The sequence below is a fragment of the Gracilibacillus sp. YIM 98692 genome, assembly GCF_010993965.1.
GTDB lineage: Bacteria > Bacillota > Bacilli > Bacillales > Amphibacillaceae > Gracilibacillus.
Genome location: NZ_WIXM01000043.1, coordinates 1 through 23,875, shown reverse-complemented (window position 1 = coordinate 23,875; position 23,875 = coordinate 1). Strand labels below are relative to the sequence as shown.

At 39.9% G+C, this 23,875-nt stretch carries 20 protein-coding genes, 20 tRNA genes and 1 rRNA gene; 6 read left to right on the top strand and 35 right to left on the bottom strand.

All coding sequences use genetic code 11. The features are described 5' to 3' along the window. Positions 1 to 243 precede the first annotated feature (243 nt). Positions 244 to 987, bottom strand: coding sequence for a metal-binding protein ZinT (locus GHD00_RS19570; RefSeq protein WP_163539878.1), 744 nt, complete (start codon positions 985 to 987; stop codon positions 244 to 246). 254 nt (positions 988 to 1,241) lie between these two features. Here GHD00_RS19570 and mgtE point away from each other — a divergent pair, with 254 nt between their 5' ends. Next, entirely contained in the window at positions 1,242 to 2,600 is a 1,359-nt protein-coding gene (gene mgtE, locus GHD00_RS19565) for a magnesium transporter (RefSeq protein ID WP_163539877.1), read from the top strand. A 35-nt stretch (positions 2,601 to 2,635) separates the two neighbouring features. On the opposite strand, the gene GHD00_RS19560 is transcribed toward mgtE, so the two are convergent. From GHD00_RS19560 to GHD00_RS19540, 5 genes are all read right to left on the bottom strand, one after another. After that, entirely contained in the window at positions 2,636 to 3,214 is a 579-nt protein-coding gene (locus GHD00_RS19560; protein ID WP_163539876.1) for a hypothetical protein, read from the bottom strand. Positions 3,215 to 3,348: 134 nt separating this feature from the next. Beyond that, positions 3,349 to 4,347, bottom strand: a complete 999-nt coding sequence (locus tag GHD00_RS19555) for an NADPH:quinone oxidoreductase family protein (RefSeq protein WP_163539875.1) — start codon at positions 4,345 to 4,347, stop codon at positions 3,349 to 3,351. Between the two features lie 75 nt (positions 4,348 to 4,422). Beyond that, the gene (locus GHD00_RS19550; protein ID WP_163539874.1) at positions 4,423 to 5,052 is read right to left on the bottom strand and encodes a hypothetical protein; all 630 of its coding nucleotides are present in this window, start codon (positions 5,050 to 5,052) and stop codon (positions 4,423 to 4,425) included. A gap of 144 nt (positions 5,053 to 5,196) precedes the next feature. Then, positions 5,197 to 5,592 (bottom strand): PepSY domain-containing protein, encoded by a 396-nt coding sequence (locus GHD00_RS19545; RefSeq protein ID WP_163539873.1) that lies wholly within the window; start codon positions 5,590 to 5,592, stop codon positions 5,197 to 5,199. A 665-nt stretch (positions 5,593 to 6,257) separates the two neighbouring features. After that, positions 6,258 to 7,697 (bottom strand): glycoside hydrolase family 1 protein, encoded by a 1,440-nt coding sequence (locus GHD00_RS19540; RefSeq protein WP_163539872.1) that lies wholly within the window; start codon positions 7,695 to 7,697, stop codon positions 6,258 to 6,260. Positions 7,698 to 8,145: 448 nt separating this feature from the next. Between GHD00_RS19540 and GHD00_RS19535 the strand changes: the two genes are divergently transcribed. Next, the gene (locus GHD00_RS19535) at positions 8,146 to 8,895 is read left to right on the top strand and encodes a MurR/RpiR family transcriptional regulator (RefSeq protein WP_163539871.1); all 750 of its coding nucleotides are present in this window, start codon (positions 8,146 to 8,148) and stop codon (positions 8,893 to 8,895) included. Positions 8,896 to 9,075: 180 nt separating this feature from the next. On the opposite strand, the gene GHD00_RS19530 is transcribed toward GHD00_RS19535, so the two are convergent. Beyond that, entirely contained in the window at positions 9,076 to 9,711 is a 636-nt protein-coding gene (locus GHD00_RS19530; protein ID WP_163539870.1) for an O-methyltransferase, read from the bottom strand. 187 nt (positions 9,712 to 9,898) lie between these two features. On the opposite strand from GHD00_RS19530, the gene GHD00_RS19525 reads away from it, so the two are divergent. Together GHD00_RS19525 and GHD00_RS19520 are read left to right on the top strand one after the other, a co-directional pair. Continuing rightward, positions 9,899 to 10,135 carry a hypothetical protein gene (locus GHD00_RS19525; RefSeq protein WP_163539869.1) on the top strand — a complete coding sequence of 79 codons (237 nt, stop codon included), beginning with the start codon at positions 9,899 to 9,901 and terminating at the stop codon, positions 10,133 to 10,135. Between the two features lie 75 nt (positions 10,136 to 10,210). After that, on the top strand, positions 10,211 to 10,600 hold the full coding sequence (locus GHD00_RS19520; RefSeq protein ID WP_163539868.1) for a DUF1259 domain-containing protein: 390 nt from the start codon (positions 10,211 to 10,213) through the stop codon (positions 10,598 to 10,600). 231 nt (positions 10,601 to 10,831) lie between these two features. Here GHD00_RS19520 and GHD00_RS19515 read toward each other — a convergent pair whose 3' ends face one another. Both GHD00_RS19515 and GHD00_RS19510 read right to left on the bottom strand, forming a co-directional pair. After that, complete coding sequence (locus GHD00_RS19515) at positions 10,832 to 11,350, bottom strand: GrpB family protein (protein ID WP_163539867.1); 519 nt, start codon at positions 11,348 to 11,350, stop codon at positions 10,832 to 10,834. 28 nt (positions 11,351 to 11,378) lie between these two features. Next, entirely contained in the window at positions 11,379 to 12,197 is an 819-nt protein-coding gene (locus GHD00_RS19510) for a polysaccharide deacetylase family protein (protein WP_163539866.1), read from the bottom strand. 190 nt (positions 12,198 to 12,387) lie between these two features. Here GHD00_RS19510 and GHD00_RS19505 point away from each other — a divergent pair, with 190 nt between their 5' ends. Then, positions 12,388 to 13,746: an N-acetylmuramoyl-L-alanine amidase gene (locus tag GHD00_RS19505; protein ID WP_163539865.1), complete on the top strand. Its 1,359-nt coding sequence runs from the start codon at positions 12,388 to 12,390 to the stop codon at positions 13,744 to 13,746. Positions 13,747 to 14,081: 335 nt separating this feature from the next. After that, on the top strand, positions 14,082 to 14,498 hold the full coding sequence (locus tag GHD00_RS19500) for a DUF1284 domain-containing protein (protein ID WP_163539864.1): 417 nt from the start codon (positions 14,082 to 14,084) through the stop codon (positions 14,496 to 14,498). Positions 14,499 to 14,688: 190 nt separating this feature from the next. Here the strand turns inward: GHD00_RS19500 and GHD00_RS19495 are convergent, their stop codons facing one another. The 26 genes from GHD00_RS19495 to rrf form a co-directional block, all read right to left on the bottom strand. Beyond that, positions 14,689 to 15,723, bottom strand: a complete 1,035-nt coding sequence (locus GHD00_RS19495; RefSeq protein WP_163539863.1) for a pectinesterase family protein — start codon at positions 15,721 to 15,723, stop codon at positions 14,689 to 14,691. Between the two features lie 20 nt (positions 15,724 to 15,743). Continuing rightward, positions 15,744 to 18,032 carry a glycoside hydrolase family 95 protein gene (locus tag GHD00_RS19490; protein WP_163539862.1) on the bottom strand — a complete coding sequence of 763 codons (2,289 nt, stop codon included), beginning with the start codon at positions 18,030 to 18,032 and terminating at the stop codon, positions 15,744 to 15,746. A gap of 25 nt (positions 18,033 to 18,057) precedes the next feature. Next, positions 18,058 to 19,071 carry a zinc-binding alcohol dehydrogenase family protein gene (locus GHD00_RS19485; RefSeq protein WP_163539861.1) on the bottom strand — a complete coding sequence of 338 codons (1,014 nt, stop codon included), beginning with the start codon at positions 19,069 to 19,071 and terminating at the stop codon, positions 18,058 to 18,060. 120 nt (positions 19,072 to 19,191) lie between these two features. Then, positions 19,192 to 20,061, bottom strand: a complete 870-nt coding sequence (locus GHD00_RS19480) for a helix-turn-helix domain-containing protein (RefSeq protein WP_163539860.1) — start codon at positions 20,059 to 20,061, stop codon at positions 19,192 to 19,194. Between the two features lie 95 nt (positions 20,062 to 20,156). Then, entirely contained in the window at positions 20,157 to 20,552 is a 396-nt protein-coding gene (locus tag GHD00_RS19475; protein ID WP_163539859.1) for a gamma-glutamylcyclotransferase family protein, read from the bottom strand. 192 nt (positions 20,553 to 20,744) lie between these two features. Further along, positions 20,745 to 20,818 (bottom strand) — tRNA-Arg (locus GHD00_RS19470). Positions 20,819 to 20,874: 56 nt separating this feature from the next. Continuing rightward, positions 20,875 to 20,948, bottom strand: a tRNA-Ile gene (locus GHD00_RS19465). An 11-nt stretch (positions 20,949 to 20,959) separates the two neighbouring features. Further along, positions 20,960 to 21,033, bottom strand: a tRNA-Gly gene (locus GHD00_RS19460). A gap of 45 nt (positions 21,034 to 21,078) precedes the next feature. Further along, positions 21,079 to 21,164: transfer RNA gene (locus GHD00_RS19455), tRNA-Tyr, on the bottom strand. 11 nt (positions 21,165 to 21,175) lie between these two features. After that, positions 21,176 to 21,251 (bottom strand) — tRNA-Phe (locus GHD00_RS19450). Between the two features lie 214 nt (positions 21,252 to 21,465). Continuing rightward, positions 21,466 to 21,558 (bottom strand) — tRNA-Ser (locus GHD00_RS19445). Between the two features lie 19 nt (positions 21,559 to 21,577). Next, a tRNA-Ile gene (locus tag GHD00_RS19440) sits at positions 21,578 to 21,651 on the bottom strand. A gap of 5 nt (positions 21,652 to 21,656) precedes the next feature. Further along, positions 21,657 to 21,730, bottom strand: a tRNA-Met gene (locus tag GHD00_RS19435). A gap of 12 nt (positions 21,731 to 21,742) precedes the next feature. Beyond that, positions 21,743 to 21,815 (bottom strand) — tRNA-Ala (locus tag GHD00_RS19430). Positions 21,816 to 21,825: 10 nt separating this feature from the next. Then, positions 21,826 to 21,902: transfer RNA gene (locus GHD00_RS19425), tRNA-Pro, on the bottom strand. A 3-nt stretch (positions 21,903 to 21,905) separates the two neighbouring features. Then, positions 21,906 to 21,982: transfer RNA gene (locus GHD00_RS19420), tRNA-Arg, on the bottom strand. A gap of 4 nt (positions 21,983 to 21,986) precedes the next feature. Beyond that, positions 21,987 to 22,075 (bottom strand) — tRNA-Leu (locus tag GHD00_RS19415). 52 nt (positions 22,076 to 22,127) lie between these two features. Beyond that, positions 22,128 to 22,202, bottom strand: a tRNA-Gly gene (locus tag GHD00_RS19410). 23 nt (positions 22,203 to 22,225) lie between these two features. Then, a tRNA-Leu gene (locus GHD00_RS19405) sits at positions 22,226 to 22,307 on the bottom strand. A gap of 115 nt (positions 22,308 to 22,422) precedes the next feature. Further along, positions 22,423 to 22,495, bottom strand: a tRNA-Lys gene (locus tag GHD00_RS19400). 157 nt (positions 22,496 to 22,652) lie between these two features. Beyond that, a tRNA-Thr gene (locus GHD00_RS19395) sits at positions 22,653 to 22,728 on the bottom strand. A gap of 4 nt (positions 22,729 to 22,732) precedes the next feature. Beyond that, a tRNA-Asp gene (locus tag GHD00_RS19390) sits at positions 22,733 to 22,809 on the bottom strand. 229 nt (positions 22,810 to 23,038) lie between these two features. Further along, positions 23,039 to 23,115, bottom strand: a tRNA-Met gene (locus GHD00_RS19385). A gap of 178 nt (positions 23,116 to 23,293) precedes the next feature. Next, positions 23,294 to 23,369: transfer RNA gene (locus GHD00_RS19380), tRNA-Val, on the bottom strand. 51 nt (positions 23,370 to 23,420) lie between these two features. After that, positions 23,421 to 23,495: transfer RNA gene (locus GHD00_RS19375), tRNA-Glu, on the bottom strand. Between the two features lie 108 nt (positions 23,496 to 23,603). After that, positions 23,604 to 23,719 (bottom strand): 5S ribosomal RNA (gene rrf / locus GHD00_RS19370). Between the last annotated feature and the right edge of the window lie 156 nt (positions 23,720 to 23,875).

Genomic DNA, 23,875 nt, shown 5'->3' with positions numbered 1-23,875 from the left:
CTGCACAACTAAACTAAACCATTTTTTCGTTATTTTGATGTCCACTTTCTTGACAGAGATCCATACGTTCCGCTATTCCTATAAAAAAAGTACTTTTACGTGAAGATACGGACATACAATTCCTTATTAAGCTTAGATCTTAGTAAATGAAGGATTCCTAAAGCAAATAAGGGAACTGATGTCCGTTTAAAGATAATATTGCCTTTTTTTATAAAATAACGTACCTCATGTCCGTCAATTCATTTAATGTGCCATCATCTCATGGGCAATATCATGTCCATCCATTTCTGATGGGTAGTAGGTAGGCCAGTTTGTCACTTCGTCTAATAATGCTTCACGGTCGTCGCCCCAATACAGGTGGTAGTGATCCGCTTCATTCGGATAGATACTATGATCACTAAATTGAATATACTGAGGAAGTCCTTCAGCTTCTTCAGCTAGTTTAAATATGTATCTTACACCTCGATTCCCCGCCTCATATGTTAAAATTTCGTATCCATCATAGATATACTCACCAGAATATTCTTCCCCATTTTCGAAGAACGTTACCGTATTCTCTTGAATCAAGATACGGCCAACATCTGTTTGATAACCTGTATTATAATACTCCTTATATTCTTCAGCTGTCTTTTCCCCATCATGTTCAGCTTTATGAGAAAATACTTCGTCAAGCGTACCATCTTGTAGATAAGGATATACAGATTGCCAGTCTCCTTCCCAATCAGAGAGTGAACGATCCTTTACTTGACTGTCTTCAAAATAGCCTTCGTAAATTTGTTCTGCTTCCTCATCATGTGCATGACTATGATCGTGATCATGGTCATGTTCGTGTTCACTTTCATGTGTGTGACTTTCAACTGTTTCCTCTTCTGTGTTAGAATTTTCTTCTTCAACTGATGCATCAGAATCTGCAGTCTGACAAGCTGCCAATACTAGTAATGAACTAATCGTTAAGATGATAAACCCCTTTAAAAATGAAATCTTCAATGTAAACACTCCTTTTCTCAAATCGTAATCATTACGATTAATATATTACATCTATCTTTTATTCACGTCAAGGAAAAATGTTCCATAATCACGGTGTATCTTTTTACAAAGGGGAAGCTCGATAAACAAAACGCAGAATGTACAAGAATAGGGATGAGATTTGTGGAGATTGTAAAAAGAGGAAACTTTTACGTGCTATTCTTAAGGAATCCTTTTATTCACTAGCTTCTGCAGGAAAGAACGGAGGGTGGCATATGTCTTTAAACATGACAGAAGATGAAATTTCACTTGTTATTATTCAATCTTTAAAAGGTATGAAGAAAGTTAATTTTCAAGCATTAATCGAGGAATTGCAGCCATATGATGTCGCACAACAATACCTTCATATTCCACCGAAACATAAAGATAAATTTTTAGACCATATAACGATGCAACAATTAACCGACATGATGCAGGAATTAAACAAAGAAGATCAATTAGAAGTTGTGGAAAGGTTAGGGGTTGATAAATCTACAAAAGTCTTTGACCTCATGGAAAACGACAACTTAGCATCCTTCCTTTCGAACTATAAACCTGAAAAAATAGAAGGCCTTTTATCCAATATGAAAAAGGAAGAATCAGCCATCATCCGCAATATGATGAACTATTCCATCGGTACAGCGAGAAGAATGATGAACAACCGATATGTTTGGATCCCTAAGCATTACTCTGTACGTGATGCTGTTGATAAAATAAAACACTTTGCTGAATTGGCGGAGTACCTGAACTATCTTTATGTCATTGACGAACAACGGAAATTAGTTGGAGTGGTTTCCTACAAAGATCTCATTTTAGCGGATTTACAAGACCGCATTGAAAACATTATGTATACCAGGGTACTTAAAGCAGATGTACATACGAATCAAGAAGAAGTAGCCAAACTCATTAGCCGCTATGACTTCGTATCCTTACCTATAGTAGAACAAGATGATACGTTGGTTGGAGTTATCACTGTAGATGACATTATTGATATTATTGTACAAGAAGCGAATGAAGATATCGAAAAGTTATCAGCTTCTGGTAAGGCTATCGATTTTCGTACAAAGCCGTTTGTTGCCGCTTACCGACGACTGCCCTGGCTGATATTACTATTATTTATCGGACTCGTATCAGGTGGAATTATAAGTAGTTTTGAAGAAACGTTAGAGACAGTGGTGGCCTTAGCCTTTTTCATGCCGATGATCGCAGGCATGACAGGAAATACCGGAACACAATCACTGGCCGTTGTCGTGAGAGGATTGGTTTCAGAAGATTTAAACTTCAAACAAGTAGCACAGTTAATTTTACGAGAACTATGGGTAGGGATGATCATTGGCACCACCTGTGGTCTATTCATTTCCCTTATCGCTTATTTCTGGCAAGGAAGTATCACACTTGGAATCGTCGTAGGCAGCTCGCTGTTCCTCACACTCATTATAGGAACATTAGCTGGCACTATCATTCCCTTGATTCTTTATAAATTTAAAGTCGACCCAGCTGTTGCTTCCGGTCCGCTTATTACAACCATTAATGACATCTTTTCCTTACTGATTTATTTTGGGATTGCGACCGCATTAATCGCGAAAATCTCATAGAAAACTCGTTAATTGACGAGTTTTCTTTAGCTGCCTTACTCTTCCATCTCAAAATTCATCTTCCCATCGCGATACTTCGCAAATTCATCTTCTCTAACTCCTATCAATAACTTGTCATCATAAACATCCGCTACTTCCGCTTTTTCCACCATTTCTCCATTTTGTTCTATTTCAAGCATAATGTGGTGCCAAAAGGAATGACCATCTTCATATTCTACTTCCACAATTTCATAATCTTTTAATTGATAATCTTTTTCCTGAAGCAAATCAATTTTTTCAAAATAAAACGCCTTTTCCTCTTCCTCCGATAAAGACGTGCCATTTCTTAGGTCATGATCACCTGTTTCAGCATCATAATCATATAGATATAACTGCTCAAACGCCTTTTCATAATCCTCTTCCATGATAGCTTGATAATAATCGTTAATCATGTTCTCTGCTTTTTGTTCTTGTATTTGTTTTCCTATGAAATTACACCCTGTTAATAGGAAAATCAAAGCTATCATAAAGATTGTCATCGATATTTCCCTCATGCTCATTCCCCCTTTATCAAAAAGCATGAGTTTAATTTTTATTGTCCGCTTGTTTAAACCTGCCACTAACCATTTTTTCATTGGATTGGCTCCAAAACTTTATAAGTTCCCCTAATCTAGACGTCCTATCTGTGAAAAAAGTTTCATTTTACATATTAAAAGGGAAACCATTGATGTCGGTTTCCCCTTGATTTATTTTATAAGCAGCTTTTTTGTTATTTCTTCAAATTCACAAGTATTCTGCCTCTCGCTTCTCCTTTTAGTAAGGTTGGAAGTACATCTGGAAGGTCATGAAGCGCCACTTCTTTTTGAATGAATGTTTCTATGTTCGCCGGCTTGAAATCAGATGCCAACCGTTCCCATACCTTGAGACGGTTTTCCATCGGGCAATACACGGAGTCAATTCCTAGCAAATCAACTCCTCTCAAAATAAAAGGAAAGACCGTCGCAGGAAACTTCACACCTGCAGTCAATCCGCTAACCGCAACCGCACCGCCATATTGAATCTGACTTAATAGAGATGCGAGTTGCTCACCGCCCACTGGATCTACAGCAGCTGCCCACTTTTGCTTGTTTAAAGGTTTGATTTTTCCATCATAAACCTCGTCTCTTGTAATCACGGATGCTGCTCCCAACTCTTTCAAGTACGCTTGTTCCGATTCTTTCCCCGTGCTCGCTTCTACCTTATAACCTAAATTGGCTAAAACAGAGACAGCAAAACTGCCAACGCCTCCTGTAGCCCCGGTGACCAATATGTTTCCTTCATTAGGAGACAGACCATTTTCCTCAAGACGCTGCACAGACAGAGCAGCAGTAAATCCAGCCGTACCAATTACCATTGCTTCCTTTAACGTAAGACCTTTTGGGAGTGGTACCACCCAATCAGCCCGAACACGTGCATACTCGCTATAGCCGCCGAAATGGGAAACCCCAATTTCATAACTCGTTGCAATCACCTCGTCCCCTTCTTGAAAACGAGAATCGGTAGAAGAAACCACGACACCCGCTAAATCAATCCCTGGAACAAAGGGATAGTTTTTGACAATATTGCCATTCGGAATAGCAGCAAGACTATCTTTATAATTCACGCCCGAATAATGGACATCAATCAGCACCTCCCCTTCTGGCAAATCTTCTAAACTTAATTTTTGTATATCTACTGAAAATTGATCTTCCTGTTTGTTTACAACTAATGCTTCAAATGAATTTGGCATATGTATGACTCCTTCCTTTTGCTGCTTTTATGACAATTGTATTACGGACATATTAAAGGTGAAAAACGATATAGTTTACCGAATAGGCACTACCGTTTCTTCATTATTTTCTTCTATTAACATATTTTCATATTGATTGGAAATGTCTTGAGAAACCTGTAACACAAATGCTCTTGGAGTTGCATCATATGTACAGGGGGCTTCTGGATTTGGTCTGGTTAATTCGAAAGCCAAAGTTTCCTCTTTATTTTCTACCCATTTTAAACTATACGGACAAGTACCTGATTCCTGAAATCCTATAAAGAACACATGATTTTCTTCAAAATTCACACTCTTAAGTGATTGTTTAAAACGAAACAAATCAGAAACTTCCTCATACGCTTCCTGATTGTCCACTCTGCTTACTAAATAGCGGAAAAATGGGGGGTTTTCCCTTCTTATCGCTTTTTCATGAAAATCATCTGGTAACGTCTTCTCGTTAGCTAACAACTCCACATTGTTATTTTCAGGAATAAATGTGCTTTCGTAATAGGCTTCAAGCGGACGTTGGGCGAAAAAATCTTCCCATGGTAAATCTGCTTTTTTCCATCCTGATCCTTTTTCTATTATAGCAGCAGGTGTAACGTCAAAAGATTCTTCTTCTGTTTGATCACAAGCACCAAGATATGTAATCATTAGTGTAAAACTTAATATTTTTTTGATCAAGGCATTCCCTCCAGAGCCTATTAATAATTGAAAATGTAAAAAATGTGATTAAAAAACTGGAACGATAAACCTCGTTCCTTTAATAGTGGCTCGTATCCCATAAAAAGTGGCGTGAAAGCATCAAAAAGTGGCGCGTTCCTATAGTCACCTTTCCTTAATTTCTATATCATTTCCATTTAACTTATTTATTTTCGCCGACAAGATCTCTCCGCTTCTTGCGTCTATATAAACTTCTGCATATGAACCATTCGTTATAGCGATGGCTACTGACCAATATGAACCCCCAGTATTTCGTTCATAGATCTCAGCATTCACCCGATATAGTGGTCTGTATGTATATGGAGCCACCGTTTTTTTAGCTTTCACCACCGCTTCTTCTTTCGATATGAATGGCATGGTGACTAGTTTATACCCACCCCAAATCACCATCATCCCCATTAAAATATAAATGATTTTTTTGTTGAATATATGCTTTCTTAAGACAAATAAAAATAAGAGAATGATACTAATTAAAATAACAAATATGATCCCAACAAGCATACCTACACCCACTTTTACTTCTTACTTCTCACTTTTCAGCTTTCGAACCTTTCTTTCCTTCGCTCTATAAATACTCCAAAATAAATACAATCAGCATAATCGTAAGTACCACAATCCCTAATGAAATCCACCAATGCGTTTTCGCAGCCGATTCTTTCCTTAACATCAAATAATTGAATCCCAAGAAAATCACAGCGCTAGTAAACAAACTGATAAATGACTCGATCGAGAAAAAGTGAAATGTCTCTCCCCAACTGAAAGCTACCCAAAGATATATATATAAAGATAAAAAGCCATAATGCCAATGAACATGTTACCAATATAGAGAAAAAATCTTTTCAAAAATGTCATACATATCCCTCCTTTTAAAATTAGACGAGATGAACCAAACGAAGTGTCAACTCAAGATAAGGATATTGTATTATTTGAAAAAGTGACCCGTTTATACGAAAAAGTGCCCTGTTAATCTATAATACTGCCCCGTTTCTACTATAAAGTGACCCCTTTCTCAAAAAAAGTGGCCCATTTAAGCAGAAAAATGGCCCATTCCAAAAATTGTGGCGCGATCCTGGTCCCCTATTCTAACATAAATTTCCTCTTCATTCGTTCTAACACAAGAAAAAACGTTTCTTCATTAAATGAAGAAACGTTTTATTCCATCAACCCTATAACTTCTCCCCATTAGATGCAATCACCTCTTGATACCAATAGAAAGATTTTTTCTTTTTGCGTTCTAATGTCCCGCTTCCGTCATCGTGTTTGTCGACATAAATGTAACCATAACGTTTCGAGAACTGACCAGACGACGCACTGACTAAATCAATACAGCCCCAACTTGTATAGCCCATCAAGTCGACGCCATCTTCTATTGCTTCTCCCATTGCCTTGATGTGGTCGCGGAGATATTCGATACGATAGTCATCTTCGATCGAGCCGTCTTCTTCTACTTTGTCATATGCTCCTAGCCCATTTTCCACCACAAAAAGCGGTACCTGATAGCGATCATACAATTGGTTTAAGCTGATACGCAATCCGATCGGGTCAATCTCCCAGCCCCAATCACTTGCTTTTAAGAATGGATTTTTTACACCGCCAATAATGTTTCCTTCTGCCGTGTTCAAATCAGACTTATCTTTCTTCTCTGTTCTCGACATGTAATAGCTAAAGCCAATATAATCAACCGTGCCCTCTTCGATTAATTCCAAATCGCCGTCTCGAATGTCTAATTCAATGTTATGCTCTTTGAAATAGCGGTTAATAAAGGCAGGATATTTCCCTCTGACCTGCACATCTGCACAGAAGTAATTGAAAAAGCGCTCTTCTTGTAATGCATACATCACATTTTCTGGATTCGCATCATAAGCGTATACCGGCGCATATAAAATCATACAGCCGATTTGAGCATCTGGAATGATGTCATGACACGCTTTCACCGCAATGGCGCTCGCAACAAATTGGTGATGGAATGCTTGGAATGTCGGCTGGTATTTATCTTCTTCTTTTTGAATCGAAAAACCTAACCCTTGAATCGGCATCACAAATCCACTATTGATTTCGTTAAATGTCATCCAATACTTCACTTTATCTTTGAAACGATGGAAGATCGCATTCACATATCTTTCAAAAAAGGTAATCACTTCACGACTTCTCCATCCACCATATTCTTTCACAAGATTTAGCGGCATTTCATAGTGAGAAATCGTCACAACAGGTTCTATGCCATGCTTTTGCAGTTCATCAAATACTCGATCATAGAATGATAAGCCGTCTTCGTTTGGTTCTCGCTCATCTCCATTCGGAAAAATTCTTGTCCAAGCAATCGACATGCGGAACACTTTAAAGCCCATTTCTGCAAATAAGGCAATATCTTCTTTGTAACGATGATAAAAATCAATCGCCTCATGGTTCGGATAAGAATATTTCTCCCGATCAATTTCGAATTGAAAACCCGGTGATTGTAAAATGTTCAGCCTCTCTTCTTTTCCGCCCGGCAGCACATCTGCAATATTTAACCCTTTATTTCCTTCATGAAAGCCACCTTCAATTTGATTCGCAGCCGTTGCTCCTCCCCATAAAAACCCTTTAGGGAATTGATAAGTCTTCATGTTTTGACCTCCCCATTATTCTCTCATACTCTATACTGTTTGTTGTTTGATAAAGAAAACTCGGCGATTGCCGTGCCTTTAGGCGACAGCAGAGCCGTAGTTGCCCTTATCTATCTACTTCAAATTGGCCGCCTCGTCGAACTACTTCCTTGCTGACAATTTATACTTTCTGATACGGTAAAGAAAAACTGGCTTATCGCCAAGTCTTAATGGCGAAAGCCTTAGTTTTACTTATACTATCAACCATAATTTATACTTTATGATAGTATAAAATTTATAACCTTCTCTGCATCATAACCAGTGCCCGTAACCTTGTAAATATAGAAAGCGGTATCTTGATTTTCATTACAACGCAAGTGATTTGTAACATAAATATAACACTGTGTTACATCATTCGTTTTATGCTAGAATAAAGGAAGGTATTTTAAAATAAGGAGACAAGACCTATATGTTTACCAATGACATCATCGCTTCATTCAATGAATTGGAAATGTCTTTATACCAATACATCACGCAAAACAAAGAGAAATTCATCTATATGAGGATTCGCGAACTGGCAGATGAAACCCATGTATCCACCGCATCGATCTTACGTTTTTGCCGAAAGTTGGGATGTGATGGTTTTTCCGAATTTAAAGTAAAATTGAAAATGGATGTAGAAGAAAATCATAAGACAAACATCAAAAACGCGGAACATTCCGTCGTAGAATTTTTTGAACGCACGTTGAGTAATGGAGATATAGAAGAAAATATAAAAAAAGCAGCCAAGCTCGTAGCTGATGCCGAAAACGTGATATTTATAGGGATCGGCAGCTCTGGTATTTTAGCAGAATATGGCGCCAGATATTTTTCAAGCTTGGGAAAATTTTCGCTTTATATCAAAGACCCGCACTTTCCTATTCACTCGAAGCTCAGGTCTCATAGTGTGACGCTCGCACTATCCGTTACAGGAGAAACCCCTTTTACAATCACACATCTGCATCAGCTGAAACAAGAAGGAAGCAAAGTGATCAGCATTACCAATTCGAAACTGTCCACGATTGCCAATATGTCGGACATCAATATTCCATATTATGTCACAGAGGAATTTTTTGAACAAGCCAACATCACCACACAGATACCTGTTGTCTATATTTTAGAATCCATGGCTAGGGAAATTTATAAGCTGAATCAAGAGATAGTAGGGCGTTTTTCATAAAGAGTCTGTCTCAAAAAGTGTTTCACTGTACACGCAACTGAAATATACTCGCTTTCCGCGGGCGAACCACGAGCCTCCTCACTCGTTCCTCGTTGCGGGGTCTCTTTGGCCCGCTTTTCCCGCTGGAGTCTCGCATATTCCAGTTGCTGAATTCAAGTACATTTATATGGGACAGCCCCTTTACTTGACTCTTGAAACGGTCAATCCGTCTCCGATGGGAATGAGCATGGATTGTAATTGAGGGTGGTTTGCTACTGTTTGATTGAACTTTTTCATGAAGTCTGTGTAACGCTTTGGCTTGGTTTCTGAATCGATGACGCTTCCACCAGCTAATACATTATCTGCTACAATCAAGGCACCTGGTTCTGCTAGCTTTACACAGTAGTTTAAGTAATTCTCATAGTTATCCTTATCTGCATCAATAAAGAAAAAATCGAATGTTTTCTTTTCATCTGCCAGTTTTTCCAAGCTTTCTAATGCAGGACCTGTCCTATACGATACCTGATCACCAAACCCTGCTTTGGTAAGATTACCGTAAGCTAGATCAGCATGCTTTTCTTCTAATTCAAGCGAAGTTAGGGTCCCTTCACTGCCAAATCCTCGAGCCAGACAAATCCCGCTATATCCGCCAAGCGCTCCGATTTCCAACACATGTTTTGCCCCTGACATGGATATCAGCATCGTAAGCAGCTTGCCTGAAGAAGCAGATACAGAAATAGAAGGCATGCCATGTTCCTCTATCAACACAAGTACTTCCTCCAAAAGATCATCTTGCTCTGTAAATACCGAATCGAGATATTGATTGATTTGTTTCATTTTTACCATTCCCCCTGTCCTTTTATGATTTTATCACGGTGAACAATCGTTCGTAAGCCCCCACTGATGGAAGTCTCTCTTTATATTACCATAAAAAACAATATTTCCATTCACTAGGCCAATGAACCACACCAAATGCACATGGATGAATACCCTACACTGACACTGAAATTTGGGAGGATTTTTCATGCATATCGATGAAAAATTAAAAGATCTATTAACAAAAGCAAATCTCACAGGTTTACTTGCGAAAAGATATGAGTACGTGGATCCGCAAAAGCATATGTATTACTATCAATTACACTTTAAATACGTGATGCAAGTAGAAAAATATTATATGAACATGCAGGATCATTCGCATCATTATATGAATATGCACGACCATTCCCATCATGGGGTGCCAGGGCAATTTCCAATGTATTAGATGCCATTTTGAGAAATACCTTTAAAGCTTTCTCGAGATTTCTTATAAGTACGCATGCGAAAGCTGGTGAGTTAGTTGAACCATTACCACACACTTTGTCAGCAATTTGCTCACATTTTAGGTGGCGAACCAAACCTTGAAAAGGGTGTTTGTGCAGTAGAAAAACATCGTGATCTGAATGTAACGATTCAAGGACGTCCCAGTCGGGGAGAACTGCATGCTGAATTCATGTTTGAATCGTTGGATGAGGAAGGAAAGGCGCTTAATTTAGGTGAAACCGTTATTCTAGAAGAAGAGATCCCTTTGTTCACACAAATATTAGCTAAAAACGGCATCATTATTAGCGCCCTTCACAATCATTGGTTGTACACAAAACCGACGATTCTTTACATTCACTTTCAATCTGTTGAACCTCCGCTATCCTTTGCTTATAAGGTTAGAGAAGCATTAAACGTTCTACAATAGTGATGAATGTTGGGGCACATTCATTTCATTTTGGGCTCAACAAACATTTTCATTCGATCTCGAACCTCACATGGTCGTTAGATCTTTCTCACGGACATTCTCACCCAGGCCAGTTACCCTTTGTAAATGTCCGTGAGCATACCTTTTTTACAACGACTAATAAAAAGACAATATACATAGCATTACAATGATATTCACTACGACCAAAGAAATGACCGATGAACCTTGTCTTTACCGACCTTTAACCCAGTCTAATGCTTTTTGATTTAATTCATCGATAAGTGATGCTTTTTCCTCCTGATATAATTTTACGTTTTCGGGATATTTTTCAGCTAGATCTTCCTTCACCTTTTTATATCTTTCCATGTCTTGTTCGTGATAGGTTAAATATTCTCTAAAGGCTAAGTGTTTGATGATTTCTTTGGATCCGGTTTCAAAAATATGAACATGATGGGTTCTTTCCTCATCATTCCCTTTTACAAAATATCGGCGTCCTTCTATCCCATTTTCTCCTTTTGGTGTATAGCCTTGCTTCACCATCTCATTGTTATAATCATCTATTCTTTGGATATCCTGCACCTCTGCTAAAATATCTATAATCGGTTTGGCAGCCATACCAGGAATAGATGTACTGCCAATATGGTACAAATACAAAAGCTCTTGTCCTAATACGGTTTTGATCTCTTCCGATGCTTCTAAGTATTTTTCAGGCCATGCTTCATCATATGGCATGATTTCTACTTTTCTCATATTTTCACACTCCTTAACTTCCGAGGCTCTAACGGTAGCTTTTCTGCGCAGTTAGTTCGATTTGACTCCCGCTTTTTACTTCGACAACTTGACCGTCTACGTTCAACCAGACGGAAATGGCAGATGAATTATAGACGAATCGGCTGTCTGCTGAAAATTTGAGGTTTCGGAAGGCATTTACATAGTCGACGATTTCGATATTGGTGGCGTACCAAATCTCAGAGCGGTTGCCGATATATTGGCTGAATTCTTCGATCAGATGCCAGTTTTGGTCATTGTCGAACTCGTAGCTGTGGCCCCACACATAAAACATGTTAAGATATTGTTTTTTGTGTAAGTGAACAAATGTTTCTGCGAGTTCTAATAAATTGCGGTTATGATGACAGGTTGGATTCCATTCTACAAAGTTATCTGGCATCGCGAAGTTGCCGGTGCTGTGAACGGTTCTAGCGTATTCAATGCCAAGGTATGGCAGCATATCTTGGATGAGCGAGTTATAGGATCCATTTGGATAAGATAGGCCTCTTACCGTGTATCCGACGATGTTTTCTAAGACTTTTCGGTCTTCGATGATTTCTTGGATGATCTGTTCTTTCGGGGATCTTTCGATGGTTGGATGTGTGACGGTATGCGCAGATACTTCATGGCCTTGGTATAAGGACGGAATTTCCTCGGCTGGAATGCGGTCACCTTCACCAAGCAGGCCGGAGTTGATGTGGAAGGTTGCTTTAATGCCATGCTGATTAAAAATATCGACAAGTCTTCGATCAGCTCCTCTTCCATCGTCATAGCTCAATGTCAATACTTTGTGTCTTCCTTCTGGAAATGTCATCGTTACTTGCGGCATAGGGTTCATCCTTTCGCTTTTTACAATAGATTCATAATCTATCATAACACAAAAAATTAAAACGCTTTATTCATTTACTCGGCATTGCCCTAATTTTTTGTTTTCTAAACAATTTGTCCATTTCGATTTTAAAATATTTCATATGATATATTGTGCATCATACTTTTTCATAACAGAAAGGAGGTTGATGATGAAACTTTATCTAGATCCTGGCCATGGCGGGACAGATTCAGGAGCTACAGGTAACGGCCTAACAGAAAAGGAAATGAACCTGGATATCGCACTGAAAATTCGTGATATGTTAACGAGTGAATATGAAAATGTAGATGTAAACATGAGCCGAACCACGGATCAAACAAAAAGTCTAAGTGAGCGCACCAATGAGGCGAATGACTGGGGAGCCGATTACTATTTATCGATACACTGCAATGCCTATAACGGATCTGCACGGGGATATGAAGACTACATTCATAGTAGTTTATCCGACTCGTCACAAACCGCTCAATATCAAGACATCATGCATGCCGAAATCATAAAAGTCAATGATTTAAAAGATCGCGGCAAGAAAAAGGCGAACTTCCATGTCCTAAGGGAAACCACCATGCCTGCCCTTTTAACGGAAAATGGGTTTATTGATCAAAAAGATGATGCAGCATTGATCAAAGATCCTTCCTGGCGTAAAAAAGTGGCAAGAGGTCATGTGAATGGATTAGCGAAAGCCTTTAATCTGGAGCAAAAAGAAGATAGCGGTACGCTTTACAAAGTGATAGCAGGATCCTTTCAATCGAAAGATAATGCCGACAAACGCGAGCATCATCTCGATTCACATGGTATTGATTCCTTTGTCTATTCGACGACTATTGATGGCAGTACATGGTATCGGGTTCAAGCTGGTGCCTTTTCCAACAAAGAAAACGCAGAAAAACGCTTAGAAGAAGTAAAAAATGCAGGAATAGAAGATGCGTTTATCGTAACCGAGGGAAGTGACTCAGATTCACCCGACCCACCTACTTCCCCTACTGGATACTCGATTTTAGGTAAAACCTATGTATCACCTGAGCTAATGAATCAATATGTCAAAACCATCAACCCAGATGCACTCGAAATAGCCAACTTCTACCTCACTTTCGGAGAGTATTATGGCATTCGCGGAGATATCGCCTTTGCCCAAGCGATGCACGAAACAGACTTTTTACGATTTACTGGCATTGTACAGCCGGATCAAAATAACTTTTGCGGATTAGGTGCTACTGGTCCGGGTCAGCCTGGTGCAAGCTTTGATACACCAAGAGATGGCGTCCTTGCTCATATTCAGCACCTTTACGCATATGCTTCAACCCACCCACTGCCTGATCGATACAAGTTACTCGACCCTCGATTTGACTTGGTCACAAGAGGTTCTGCTAAATCTTGGGTTGGATTAAACGGAAAGTGGGCAGTACCTGGAGATCGATATGGACAACTAATATTAGATATTTATGAAAGAATGGTTAACACTTCTATTGGGAATTTAGCAATCGTGTTGCAGGAAATACGAAAATCGAAGTAAGGCACTGCCTTCTGATTTTATGAATGGTTTGATACTTCGCATACACCTCCTTCAATAAGATTATTGTACGGTTCATTTTTTCTCGTCATATGTTTCTTTTAGTCACCTCTTTTTAAAAAATGAACGAGATGAAATGATATCTCTGCTTCGGAGGCACTAACGATAGTGCAACGAAGCAGTTTTTTTAATTGGACTCATACTTTTTTCTTCGACCATCCTTTCCAAGGATTGTATTTATGTCCAATATCTAATTAGAAATATGTTATCATGAAAGTTGTGTTAACCTTATGTTTTCACAGGTTAACAATAGAAATATATAGTACTGGAGGGGAACGATGTATAAACTTCGAGGGCATCATTTGTTTTGTTTATTAGGTTATCGGGGAATGGGCTATTCCGAAGATTACATAGAAAATATGACACTTTTACATAGTAAATTGCGAGAAAACCCTAAGACAGAGATTCTCCTTGTCAAAGGACCGGATCACTTATGTGAGAAATATCCCAATAACGGCAAATATCATTGTCAAAACGATACGATCTATGAAAGAGATGCCGCTATTCTAGAGAAGTTAGACTTGAATATTGGGCAAATCCTGAAATGGGAAGTTATCGAATCTCGTATTCAAAAGTATGTCACGCCATCTGACATTCAAGCAGTCTGCCAATCTTGTTCCTGGCGTTCCTATGGTGTTTGTGAAGAGGGAGTTCAAGAGATTTTAGATGGGAAGGGGTTGAGGGAAGTGAAATAGCCCCTTCCCATATTGTAATAAAAACAGTCCGGCCCTTCACGATTTTTCTGACATGCATTAGTATCGTAGTAGAACAAAACTGTGACATATGCCTTAAAAAAGCTCTGAATACCGCTCCAGAAATACTACTTCGCTTTCCGGGGGCACGGCTTCAGCTTCCTCGGCAGCATGCTCCCGTCTAGAAGCATGCTTAAGAGATATTTACTGCCTCCCTTACACAGCTTTTCCGTAAATAATCACGAAACCGTTCTGCTTCTTGTCTAGTAAGGATTCTCCTTCTATCATTCGAGATGGCTCCGGCACCTTTATTATCATATTCATACAGCCGTGCTTCCATTGGAGAGAATCCGCCCATCTCTGTCCATCCCTGTGCTTTGATATGAGCATCCATGTCACACTGATAAAACAATACACTGGCCTGTGCAGCAGGATCTCCACCTGGGTGCCAAGGCCTTCCTAAGTACACCGTGTCATCTGCCATATTCTTTGACTCTTTGAATAGTTTACAAGATTCAAATAAATAACCATATGGTACATGTATCGATGTACTCGCAGCGGTAATATAACCATTATTCTCTTTTTCTCCTCGATCTAACGAAACAATATTACATGCTTCAAACACTGCCTGGCCTGCACCAAAAATAAAATCTACCGCACCTTCTACCCAACAGTTAGTAAAGTAATGAGTACCAGCATCGACAAGCAACGTATCTTGATAACCTCGAAAGCGACAATCCTCAAACATAGCGTTATCACTGTCGTCTGCGGTACGAAAAGCAACCGCTTGGATATGAGGAACTTTCGTCGGATCATCCTCCCTTTTTCGATATTCATTCAAGTAATCAAAACCATTCTCAAAAGTCAGATTGATGGCAGTGAAATTCAGTTGTCTAACAGTAACACTTGCGCTTCCAAATGTGCCATATGTCGTACCATCATTTTTCTCTGTTCCACTCGCCACATCATACGTCACAATAGTTTTGTCTCTATCCTCACCTATTAATGTAATCGAAGGCTTTTTTACTTCTAATTTCTCATAAAATATTCCCTCGGAAATAAAAATAACAGCAGAATCCTCTTCTACACTGTCTAAAGCCTTTTGAATAGAGGAATAAACCTGTTTGCCCTTATAATCTGCCCCATCTTTCCCTGAAAAATGTTGATCAACAATATAATCTATTTGCACATCATAACGCTGTTCTATATGTTTTATATTATCATTCATTCTTTTTCCTCCTATGGTCACTATTTAGAGTTAAAAGTTAATTGATACGAATGACCCTTTTGTACATCAAATTCAAATAAACCATCTTCTACTTGGTGAACTTTTCCGCTATCTATCCTAATCTCTAATGGTTGATCCACTCTTATACGGCAGACTCTTGATTGTGTTGCTTTAATATGGACATCTATTAATTGATAATCTTGCCACTTGATTTCTAACTCTAATCCACCTCTAGCCTTTAGTCCTTTTACATAACCAGTTGCCCAATCTTTTGGCAAGGCAGGTAAAAGATGAATCTCGTTTTGATGACTTTGGACGATCATCTCAGCGATAGCTGCTGTAGCGCCAAAATTCCCATCAATTTGAAATGGCGGGTGGTTATCAAATAAATTTGGTAGAGTAGATGATTTTAAGAGTTCCATGATATTTTCATAGGCATCTTCCCCTTTAAGTAGACGCGCCCACATGTTGATAATCCATGCTCGACTCCAGCCGGTATGCCCGCCGCCATGCTCCAATCTTCGCTTTAAAGTTACTTCAGCTGCCTTAGCTAATTCAGGTGTCTCCATTGGGGATATTTGATTACTAGGATGCAAGGCAAATAAATGAGAGATGTGACGGTGGCCAGGTTCCGCTTCTTCATAATCTTCTAACCACTCTTGAATTTGGCCATATTTTCCGATCTGAATCTCAGGCAGCTTTGATCTTAGATGAAGTAACTGATCACGGAATGCTTCGTCACCCTCTAAAATCTCACTTGCCGCAATACAGTTAGAGAAAAGAGCATGGAGAATTTGACTGTCCATTGATGGCGCTTCACACATTTTCCCTATCTCCCCACTTGATAACTTATATGAATTTTCTGGTGATACAGAAGGGGTGGTAATCATATACCCATCTTTATTTTCAACAAGGAAATCGACAAAAAATAATGCCGCTTCTTTCATCGTTTCATAAGCTTTTGCTAAAAACTCTCTGTCACTGTTATATTGATAATGTTCCCATAAATGCAGACACAGCCATGCTGCCCCCATCGGCCAATAACTAGCTGGAGGGTAAATATCTTGCGGTGCTGTATCTCCCCAAATATCGGTATTATGATGAGCCGTAAATCCGCGACAGTCATACATTTTCTGAGCTGTTAACCTGCCAGATTCTCGCATTTTCTCAATGAGGTGAAACAATGGCTCATGACATTCTGACAAATGGCAAACTTCAGCAGGCCAATAATTCATTTGTGCATTGATATTAATCGTATACTTACTATCCCAAGGTGGAAGCATGCGATCATTCCAAATACCTTGTAATGTCGCTGGAAGAGAGTTTGGTCGACTCGACGAAATGAGTAAATATCTGCCAAAATGAAAATATGTATTGATCAAGCCGATATCCTTTTCACCTTGTTTCATCCGTTCTAATCTCTCATTTGTAGGTAATGATTGCTGTTCATTCTGATCCTCGATCTCCAATTCAACTCGATGAAACAGTGTTTGATAATCCTCTATATGAGAAGACTTTAAGTTTTGATATAGCTTCTTCTCTGCGGATGCTATCACTTCTAAGCATTGCTTTTCTGGATCTTGGAATCGATAGGTAGTCGCAGCTGATAACAAAATGGTCACAGTGCTGGCATCTTCCACACATATCCGGTTACCAAGCGTTTGAACGGTCCCATCATCTACAATCACCCTCATAACAGTTGAAAAAGCAATACCATCACTTCCACCTGTTTCTCCCTTCATTACTAGGCTATTAGAGGAAAGTGGTTGGGTAGTATCTAAATTCCTTGTATTCCCTCTATCTAAATTTGCTTGAAATGAAATGGCGTTTCCATCCGAAGCAGTAAACCTCATGACCATTACTTGATCTGGATAGCTCGTAAACACTTCCCTTTGAAAATCTATGCCATCCGAACGGTACTTTGTTTTTACTATTCCATTATTCAAATCTAATTCTCTATAATAGTGTGTATAATCTTCTTCGTTAAAATCGATAAGGAGTTCCCCTAATGGTTCATAATGACGTTGAGAATTTGGAATACCAGAAAAGCATAATTTGGCCAATTCCTCGGCTTGATTTAATTTGCCTTGTGAAAGCAATTCTCTTACTTTTGATAGATTGGGAAGTGCATCTGGATTAATGCGATCGCGTGGCCCTCCATACCAAACCGTATCTTCGTTTAACTGTATTTTCTCTTTTGTCACTTGCCCAAAAACCATTCCACCCAGCCTGCCATTACCAATCGGCAACGCTTCATTCCAATCCTTTGCCGGCTCTTTATACCACAATAATTTACTCCTAGTACTCACACATATCACCTCATTTCAGTGATTTTCACCATTCAATCATCGCTTTTATAACTCCATTCTCTGGCTTCAACCATTCATGGAATGTATCCATGACATCCTCAAAATGACATCGATGCGTAATGTAATCGCTAACATTTATACGGTTATTTTTGATCGACTGCTTCACATAATGGAAATCTTCTATTGTGGCATTTCTGCTTGCCATTAAAGTCTGTTCCTTTGCATGAAAATCTGGATCAAAAAATGTAATATCAGATTTCACTAAACCAACATAGATTAAGGTTCCGCCATTGGCTGTGTACTGGAACGCATCCATCATCGATTTTCTATTCCCAGTTGCATCCATAACAATCTTCGGCATATCACCATTCGTCATATTTTTTAAAGTTTCAAACGGACTTTCTAATGCATGAATCGTTTCATCTACTTGTGTCCATTTACGGCAAAACCTTAACCGATCCTCACTAATATCCATCGCTATTACTTTGGCACCTTCCTGTTTAAGAAAAGCCATAACTCCTAATCCAATGGGGCCGGCACCTATGACTAGTACTGTATCTCCTTTTTGAACAGGAGATCTTCTAACAGCATGTGCACCAATACTAAGCGGCTCTATTACAGCTGATTGATCTAATGTTAAGTCATTTGTTTTTACTAGATGGTTGTAAGGAACAGATATTTTTTCACACATCCCTCCATCCACATGAACTCCTATTACTTTCATATCTGTACAACAATTCGGCTTTCCATTTCGGCATGCTACACATTGTCCACACTCCAAATAAGGAATAACCGAAACTTGATCTCCACTCTCTAAGTTGTAAGGATTATCATCGATCGATTCAATTACACCAGCTAACTCATGCCCTAATACTCTTGGATACTGAAAGAAAGGCTGCTGCCCCTTAAAAGCATGCAAGTCCGTACCACAAACTCCCATACGCTTCAGGTTAACAATGGCTTCTCCTTCCTGTCTTTTAGGTTCATCTTGTTCTTTCCACTTAAACACTTCAGGTTTTTCACAAACGATACCCTTCAAATAGATACACTCCCTTAAAAAGAGATTTTATTGTTTCTATATCATATCAGTAATCATTTGAAATAAAAATTGCGCATATTGCTCTTTTTATACTCTTTTTTGATATCAAGTGTGTCTCATTTATAATTTTGACTGCTTGCGGAACTTAGAAGGCGTAGTACCCATATATGTTTTAAAAGTGCGGTAAAAATGTGGCATGCTTTGAAAACCCGTTCGTTCTGCAATACTATCTATCGTATCGTGTATGTCATTTATCAATAACTCTTTCGCCTTTAATGTCCGTTTTTTATTGATGTACGATGTCAGACTCATTCCTGTCGTTTCTTTAAAAACTCTACTGAGATGCGCTGGACTGACAAGTGCCTGATTGGCGAGATCCATTAACGTTAATCGTTTATGTAAGTTTTTATCTATAAATCTTAATATCTCGTTTATCCAAGAATAAGCGAACTCTTCTAACCTTTTGGATTCTTGGTTTTTTCTAAGGTATATCCGATATAAATCTAATATAATTTGCTGAATAATGAGTAATGAAGCATGTTTAGCACCAACTTGATTTTCCAAAAGTTCTTTATAGATGTTTAACAATTTACTTTCCAATTGATAGTATTGAGGCTGCTCTAAGATGATTTTGTAATCTTTCTTATTTTTTATAAGCTCAAACAAATAAGAAAAAGAGTAGGATTCTTCGATCGTATTGGATAAAACAGAATCTGGACTAATAAATATCACAGATGAAGTGATAGGGTCGTCTTCTTCTGGGGTTGCGTGATGAATGGTGTTATTCGGAATAATGAATACATCCCCTCTTCTCATTTGGTAGAAAGTATCATCCACGAATAAAACACCTTTCCCTTTATAAACATAGACAATTTCATAAAAATCATGGGTGTGTTCCGGTAATTCCTTTTGTGGATCTTTCGTACTTTTATAAACAAAAGAAAAAGAAGAGAAGGCATTCATTTTTGATAGTTGGGAAATTTCATGCATTATTTCACCTCCGACTTCATAGCACATTCGCGCCACTTTTTTCACGTTACGAGCCACCATTTGCTGTTTTCGAGTCACTCCTTGGCAGCGACGCTTTATCCTTTCTTTAATTGGCAAGATATCCAATCACCGCTTGTGATCTCTTGCAGTCCTTGCACTTGCTCTGTATCGTATATATACACATAAGCAGTCACCGCTCTAACGTCTGTGTATACGGTTCTCTCCATACGATCATAATGGTTACTTTTTCCTGGACCTTGGTAGCCTTCAAGCCAGTTGATAGATTCTAAGGTTTCGTCTGATACTATGTATAACTCGCCATATACTTTATGGTTATCGTCCAATGTCATAGCTGGAAAACCAACGCCAACATCGTACAGTTTTCCATACGTCCAGCATTCGGAGGCTGCTAATTCAGCATCTTGCATAAAGTGATGATTGGACCCGTGAGACCTCAAAGTACCGTAGACAAATACATAGTGCTTGGTCATATACAAGTACTCCTTTCATGTATCTATTGTCCCTAATTATGTTATATCATTTTCTATTCTATTTTCATAATCTAAAAGTTTTGGGTAATTAGTTGATGTAAAAGAAAGAGGTAAATGTTTACGTGTGCTTATTGATATGGTCGTTAGTAGATCTAATCTTAGTGAGAAATGTTGTGGAGTAAAATTACAATACGCGCCCTAGAGGATTCGAACCTCTGACCCACAGCTTAGAAGGCTGTTGCTCTATCCTGCTGAGCTAAGGGCGCAAATCAAAATAATATATATAAGAAGGTATGGAAGTCAATAGGGAAGAAATAAAAAATGGGCCTGAGTGGACTTGAACCACCGACCTCACGCTTATCAGGCGTGCGCTCTAACCAGCTGAGCTACAGGCCCATATATAAAAATGGAGCGGGTGAAGGGAATCGAACCCTCGACATCAGCTTGGAAGGCTGAGGTTTTACCACTAAACTACACCCGCATGTTATGAAGTATGAATTTTAGGCCTAACACTTTTTAGTATTACTGGTGGAGGGAGTAGGACTCGAACCTACGAACCCGATGGGAGCGGATTTACAGTCCGCCGCGTTTGGCCAACTTCGCTATCCCTCCACTATAAAAAGTGGTGGCTCGGGACGGAATCGAACCGCCGACACACGGATTTTCAGTCCGTTGCTCTACCGACTGAGCTACCGAGCCAAGTTACAATGGTAAATTATTTATTAACTCGCATTTAGATTGGTTTCGAAGTAATTTCAAAGATGTCCTGTGCTCGTCACGTTGCACGTTTTTCGGTGAAGCATACGCTCCTCGCAAAACCTACATCGATGTAAATTCTAGATGTTTTACGGTTTCTCTACCGACTGAGCTACCGAGCCAATCTCGTATATTGCTATATGATATGTATTATGTATGGCGGAGGAGGAGGGATTCGAACCCCCGCGGGCCGTGAAGCCCCTGGCGGTTTTCAAGACCGCTCCCTTCAGCCAGACTTGGGTACTCCTCCAAACAATATAAACTGAAAATGGACCCTGCAGGATTCGAACCTGCGACCGATCGGTTATGAGCCGATAGCTCTAACCAACTGAGCTAAGGGTCCAATTATAGCGGCGGAGGGGATCGAACCCCCGACCTCACGGGTATGAACCGTACGCTCTAGCCAGCTGAGCTACACCGCCAAAATATAAATATGGAGCCTAGCGGGATCGAACCGCTGACCTCCTGCGTGCAAAGCAGGCGCTCTCCCAGCTGAGCTAAGGCCCCTTATTATCAATGGTCGGGAAGACAGGATTCGAACCTACGACCCCTTGGTCCCAAACCAAGTGCTCTACCAAGCTGAGCTACTTCCCGAAATGGCGCGCCCGAGAGGAGTCGAACCCCTAACCTTTTGATCCGTAGTCAAACGCTCTATCCAATTGAGCTACGGGCGCTAAGTGGTACCGAGGGCCGGACTCGAACCGGCACGGTGGAAACCCACCGCAGGATTTTAAGTCCTGTGCGTCTGCCAATTCCGCCACCCCGGCATGGGTTGTATTACTTCTTAATCATCTGGCAAACAAAATGATTAAGTTGTCATGGAGCGGAAGACGGGATTCGAACCCGCGACCCCCACCTTGGCAAGGTGGTGTTCTACCACTGAACTACTTCCGCGCTTGCATCATATTATAAACAAATGCGGGTGGAGGGACTTGAACCCCCACGTCGAGAGACACTAGATCCTAAATCTAGCGCGTCTGCCAATTCCGCCACACCCGCGTAAGATGGTGAGCTATGGAGGATTCCGACGCCACAGGCTAGTCCTTTCTTCCTATATCCTTCAAAATGAAGAAAGGGGAACCGCAGGTGAGAATCCGAACCATAACTTCCTTGATGAGCCATGGAGGATTCGAACCTCCGACCCTCTGATTAAAAGTCAGATGCTCTACCAACTGAGCTAATGGCTCCTATTTTAAAATGTGTTATATCTTATATTATATTCTAAATATAAAGACCTCTGCATCTACTAGCTTATTCACTGTTGTATATGCTTCGAGGTTACTCGCAGATTATTCGGTAGAAGTGTTGCTCGTTGCTCTACCAACTGAGCTAATGGCTCTTAAGTGGTGCCGGCCAGAGGACTTGAACCCCCAACCTACTGATTACAAGTCAGTTGCTCTACCAGTTGAGCTAGACCGGCAACATGGCGGTCCGGACGGGACTCGAACCCGCGACCTCCTGCGTGACAGGCAGGCATTCTAACCAACTGAACTACCGGACCAAGTTATAAGAAAATGTTGGTTGCACCCTTAGGGCACTATGATTATTTTCTAGCACTGAAGACTATTCGACGTAGTGAGAAAATTTTGGTTGCACTCTTCCGAGTACCACTTATATTCACTATCAAGGATGTTTTATCGACGTAGTTAGTGAATTATTTTGGTTGCACTCTTTCGAGCACCACGATCATTTTCTAGCACTGAAGCCTATTCAACGTAGTGAGAAAATTTTGGTTGCGGGGGCAAGATTTGAACTTGCGACCTTCGGGTTATGAGCCCGACGAGCTACCAGACTGCTCCACCCCGCGACAATAAATAATATAATATGATAATAAATAACACGCTTTACGTCATGTATAAAATCCTAACCTCTGCATCTGCTAGCTTATTCTTTGAAGTTCAATGCTTCGAGGTTATTCGCTGTAAAATCGGTGGATGTAACGCTCGTTGCTCCACCCCGCGACGATAAAAATATAATTTTATAAATGGTGGAGGATGCAGGGCTCGAACCTGCGACCCCTTGCTTGTAAGGCAAGTGCTCTCCCAGCTGAGCTAATCCTCCGAAGCACAGGACGTTGCGATTGTAACATGCCTTCCTGTTCAAAAATTTAAGTGGTGACCCGTACGGGATTCGAACCCGTGTTACCGCCGTGAAAGGGCGGTGTCTTAACCACTTGACCAACGGGCCAATCATTTTTCAGAAATAAATGCTCCACAGGTAGATTTGAAATCTACGAAAGATCGAAAAAAGTCGATTGCTCTACCGTTAAGGTACTGTGGAGCGTTTTATTCATTTGCCTAGCGGCGTCCTACTCTTGCGGGGGCAAAGCCCCAACTACCATGGGCGCTGGAGAACTTAACTGCTGTGTTCGGCATGGGAACAGGTGTGACCTCTCCGCTATTGCTACTAGACTTGTAGGATGAAAGTTGAACATCCTTTATGTTTTAAAAACTATGTATCTTCAAAACTAGATAAGAGAAAGATAGACATCAAAACCAAGCGGTTTAAAGCGTTCATCATTATAGTTAAGTCCTCGATCGATTAGTATTCGTCAGCTCCACATGTCA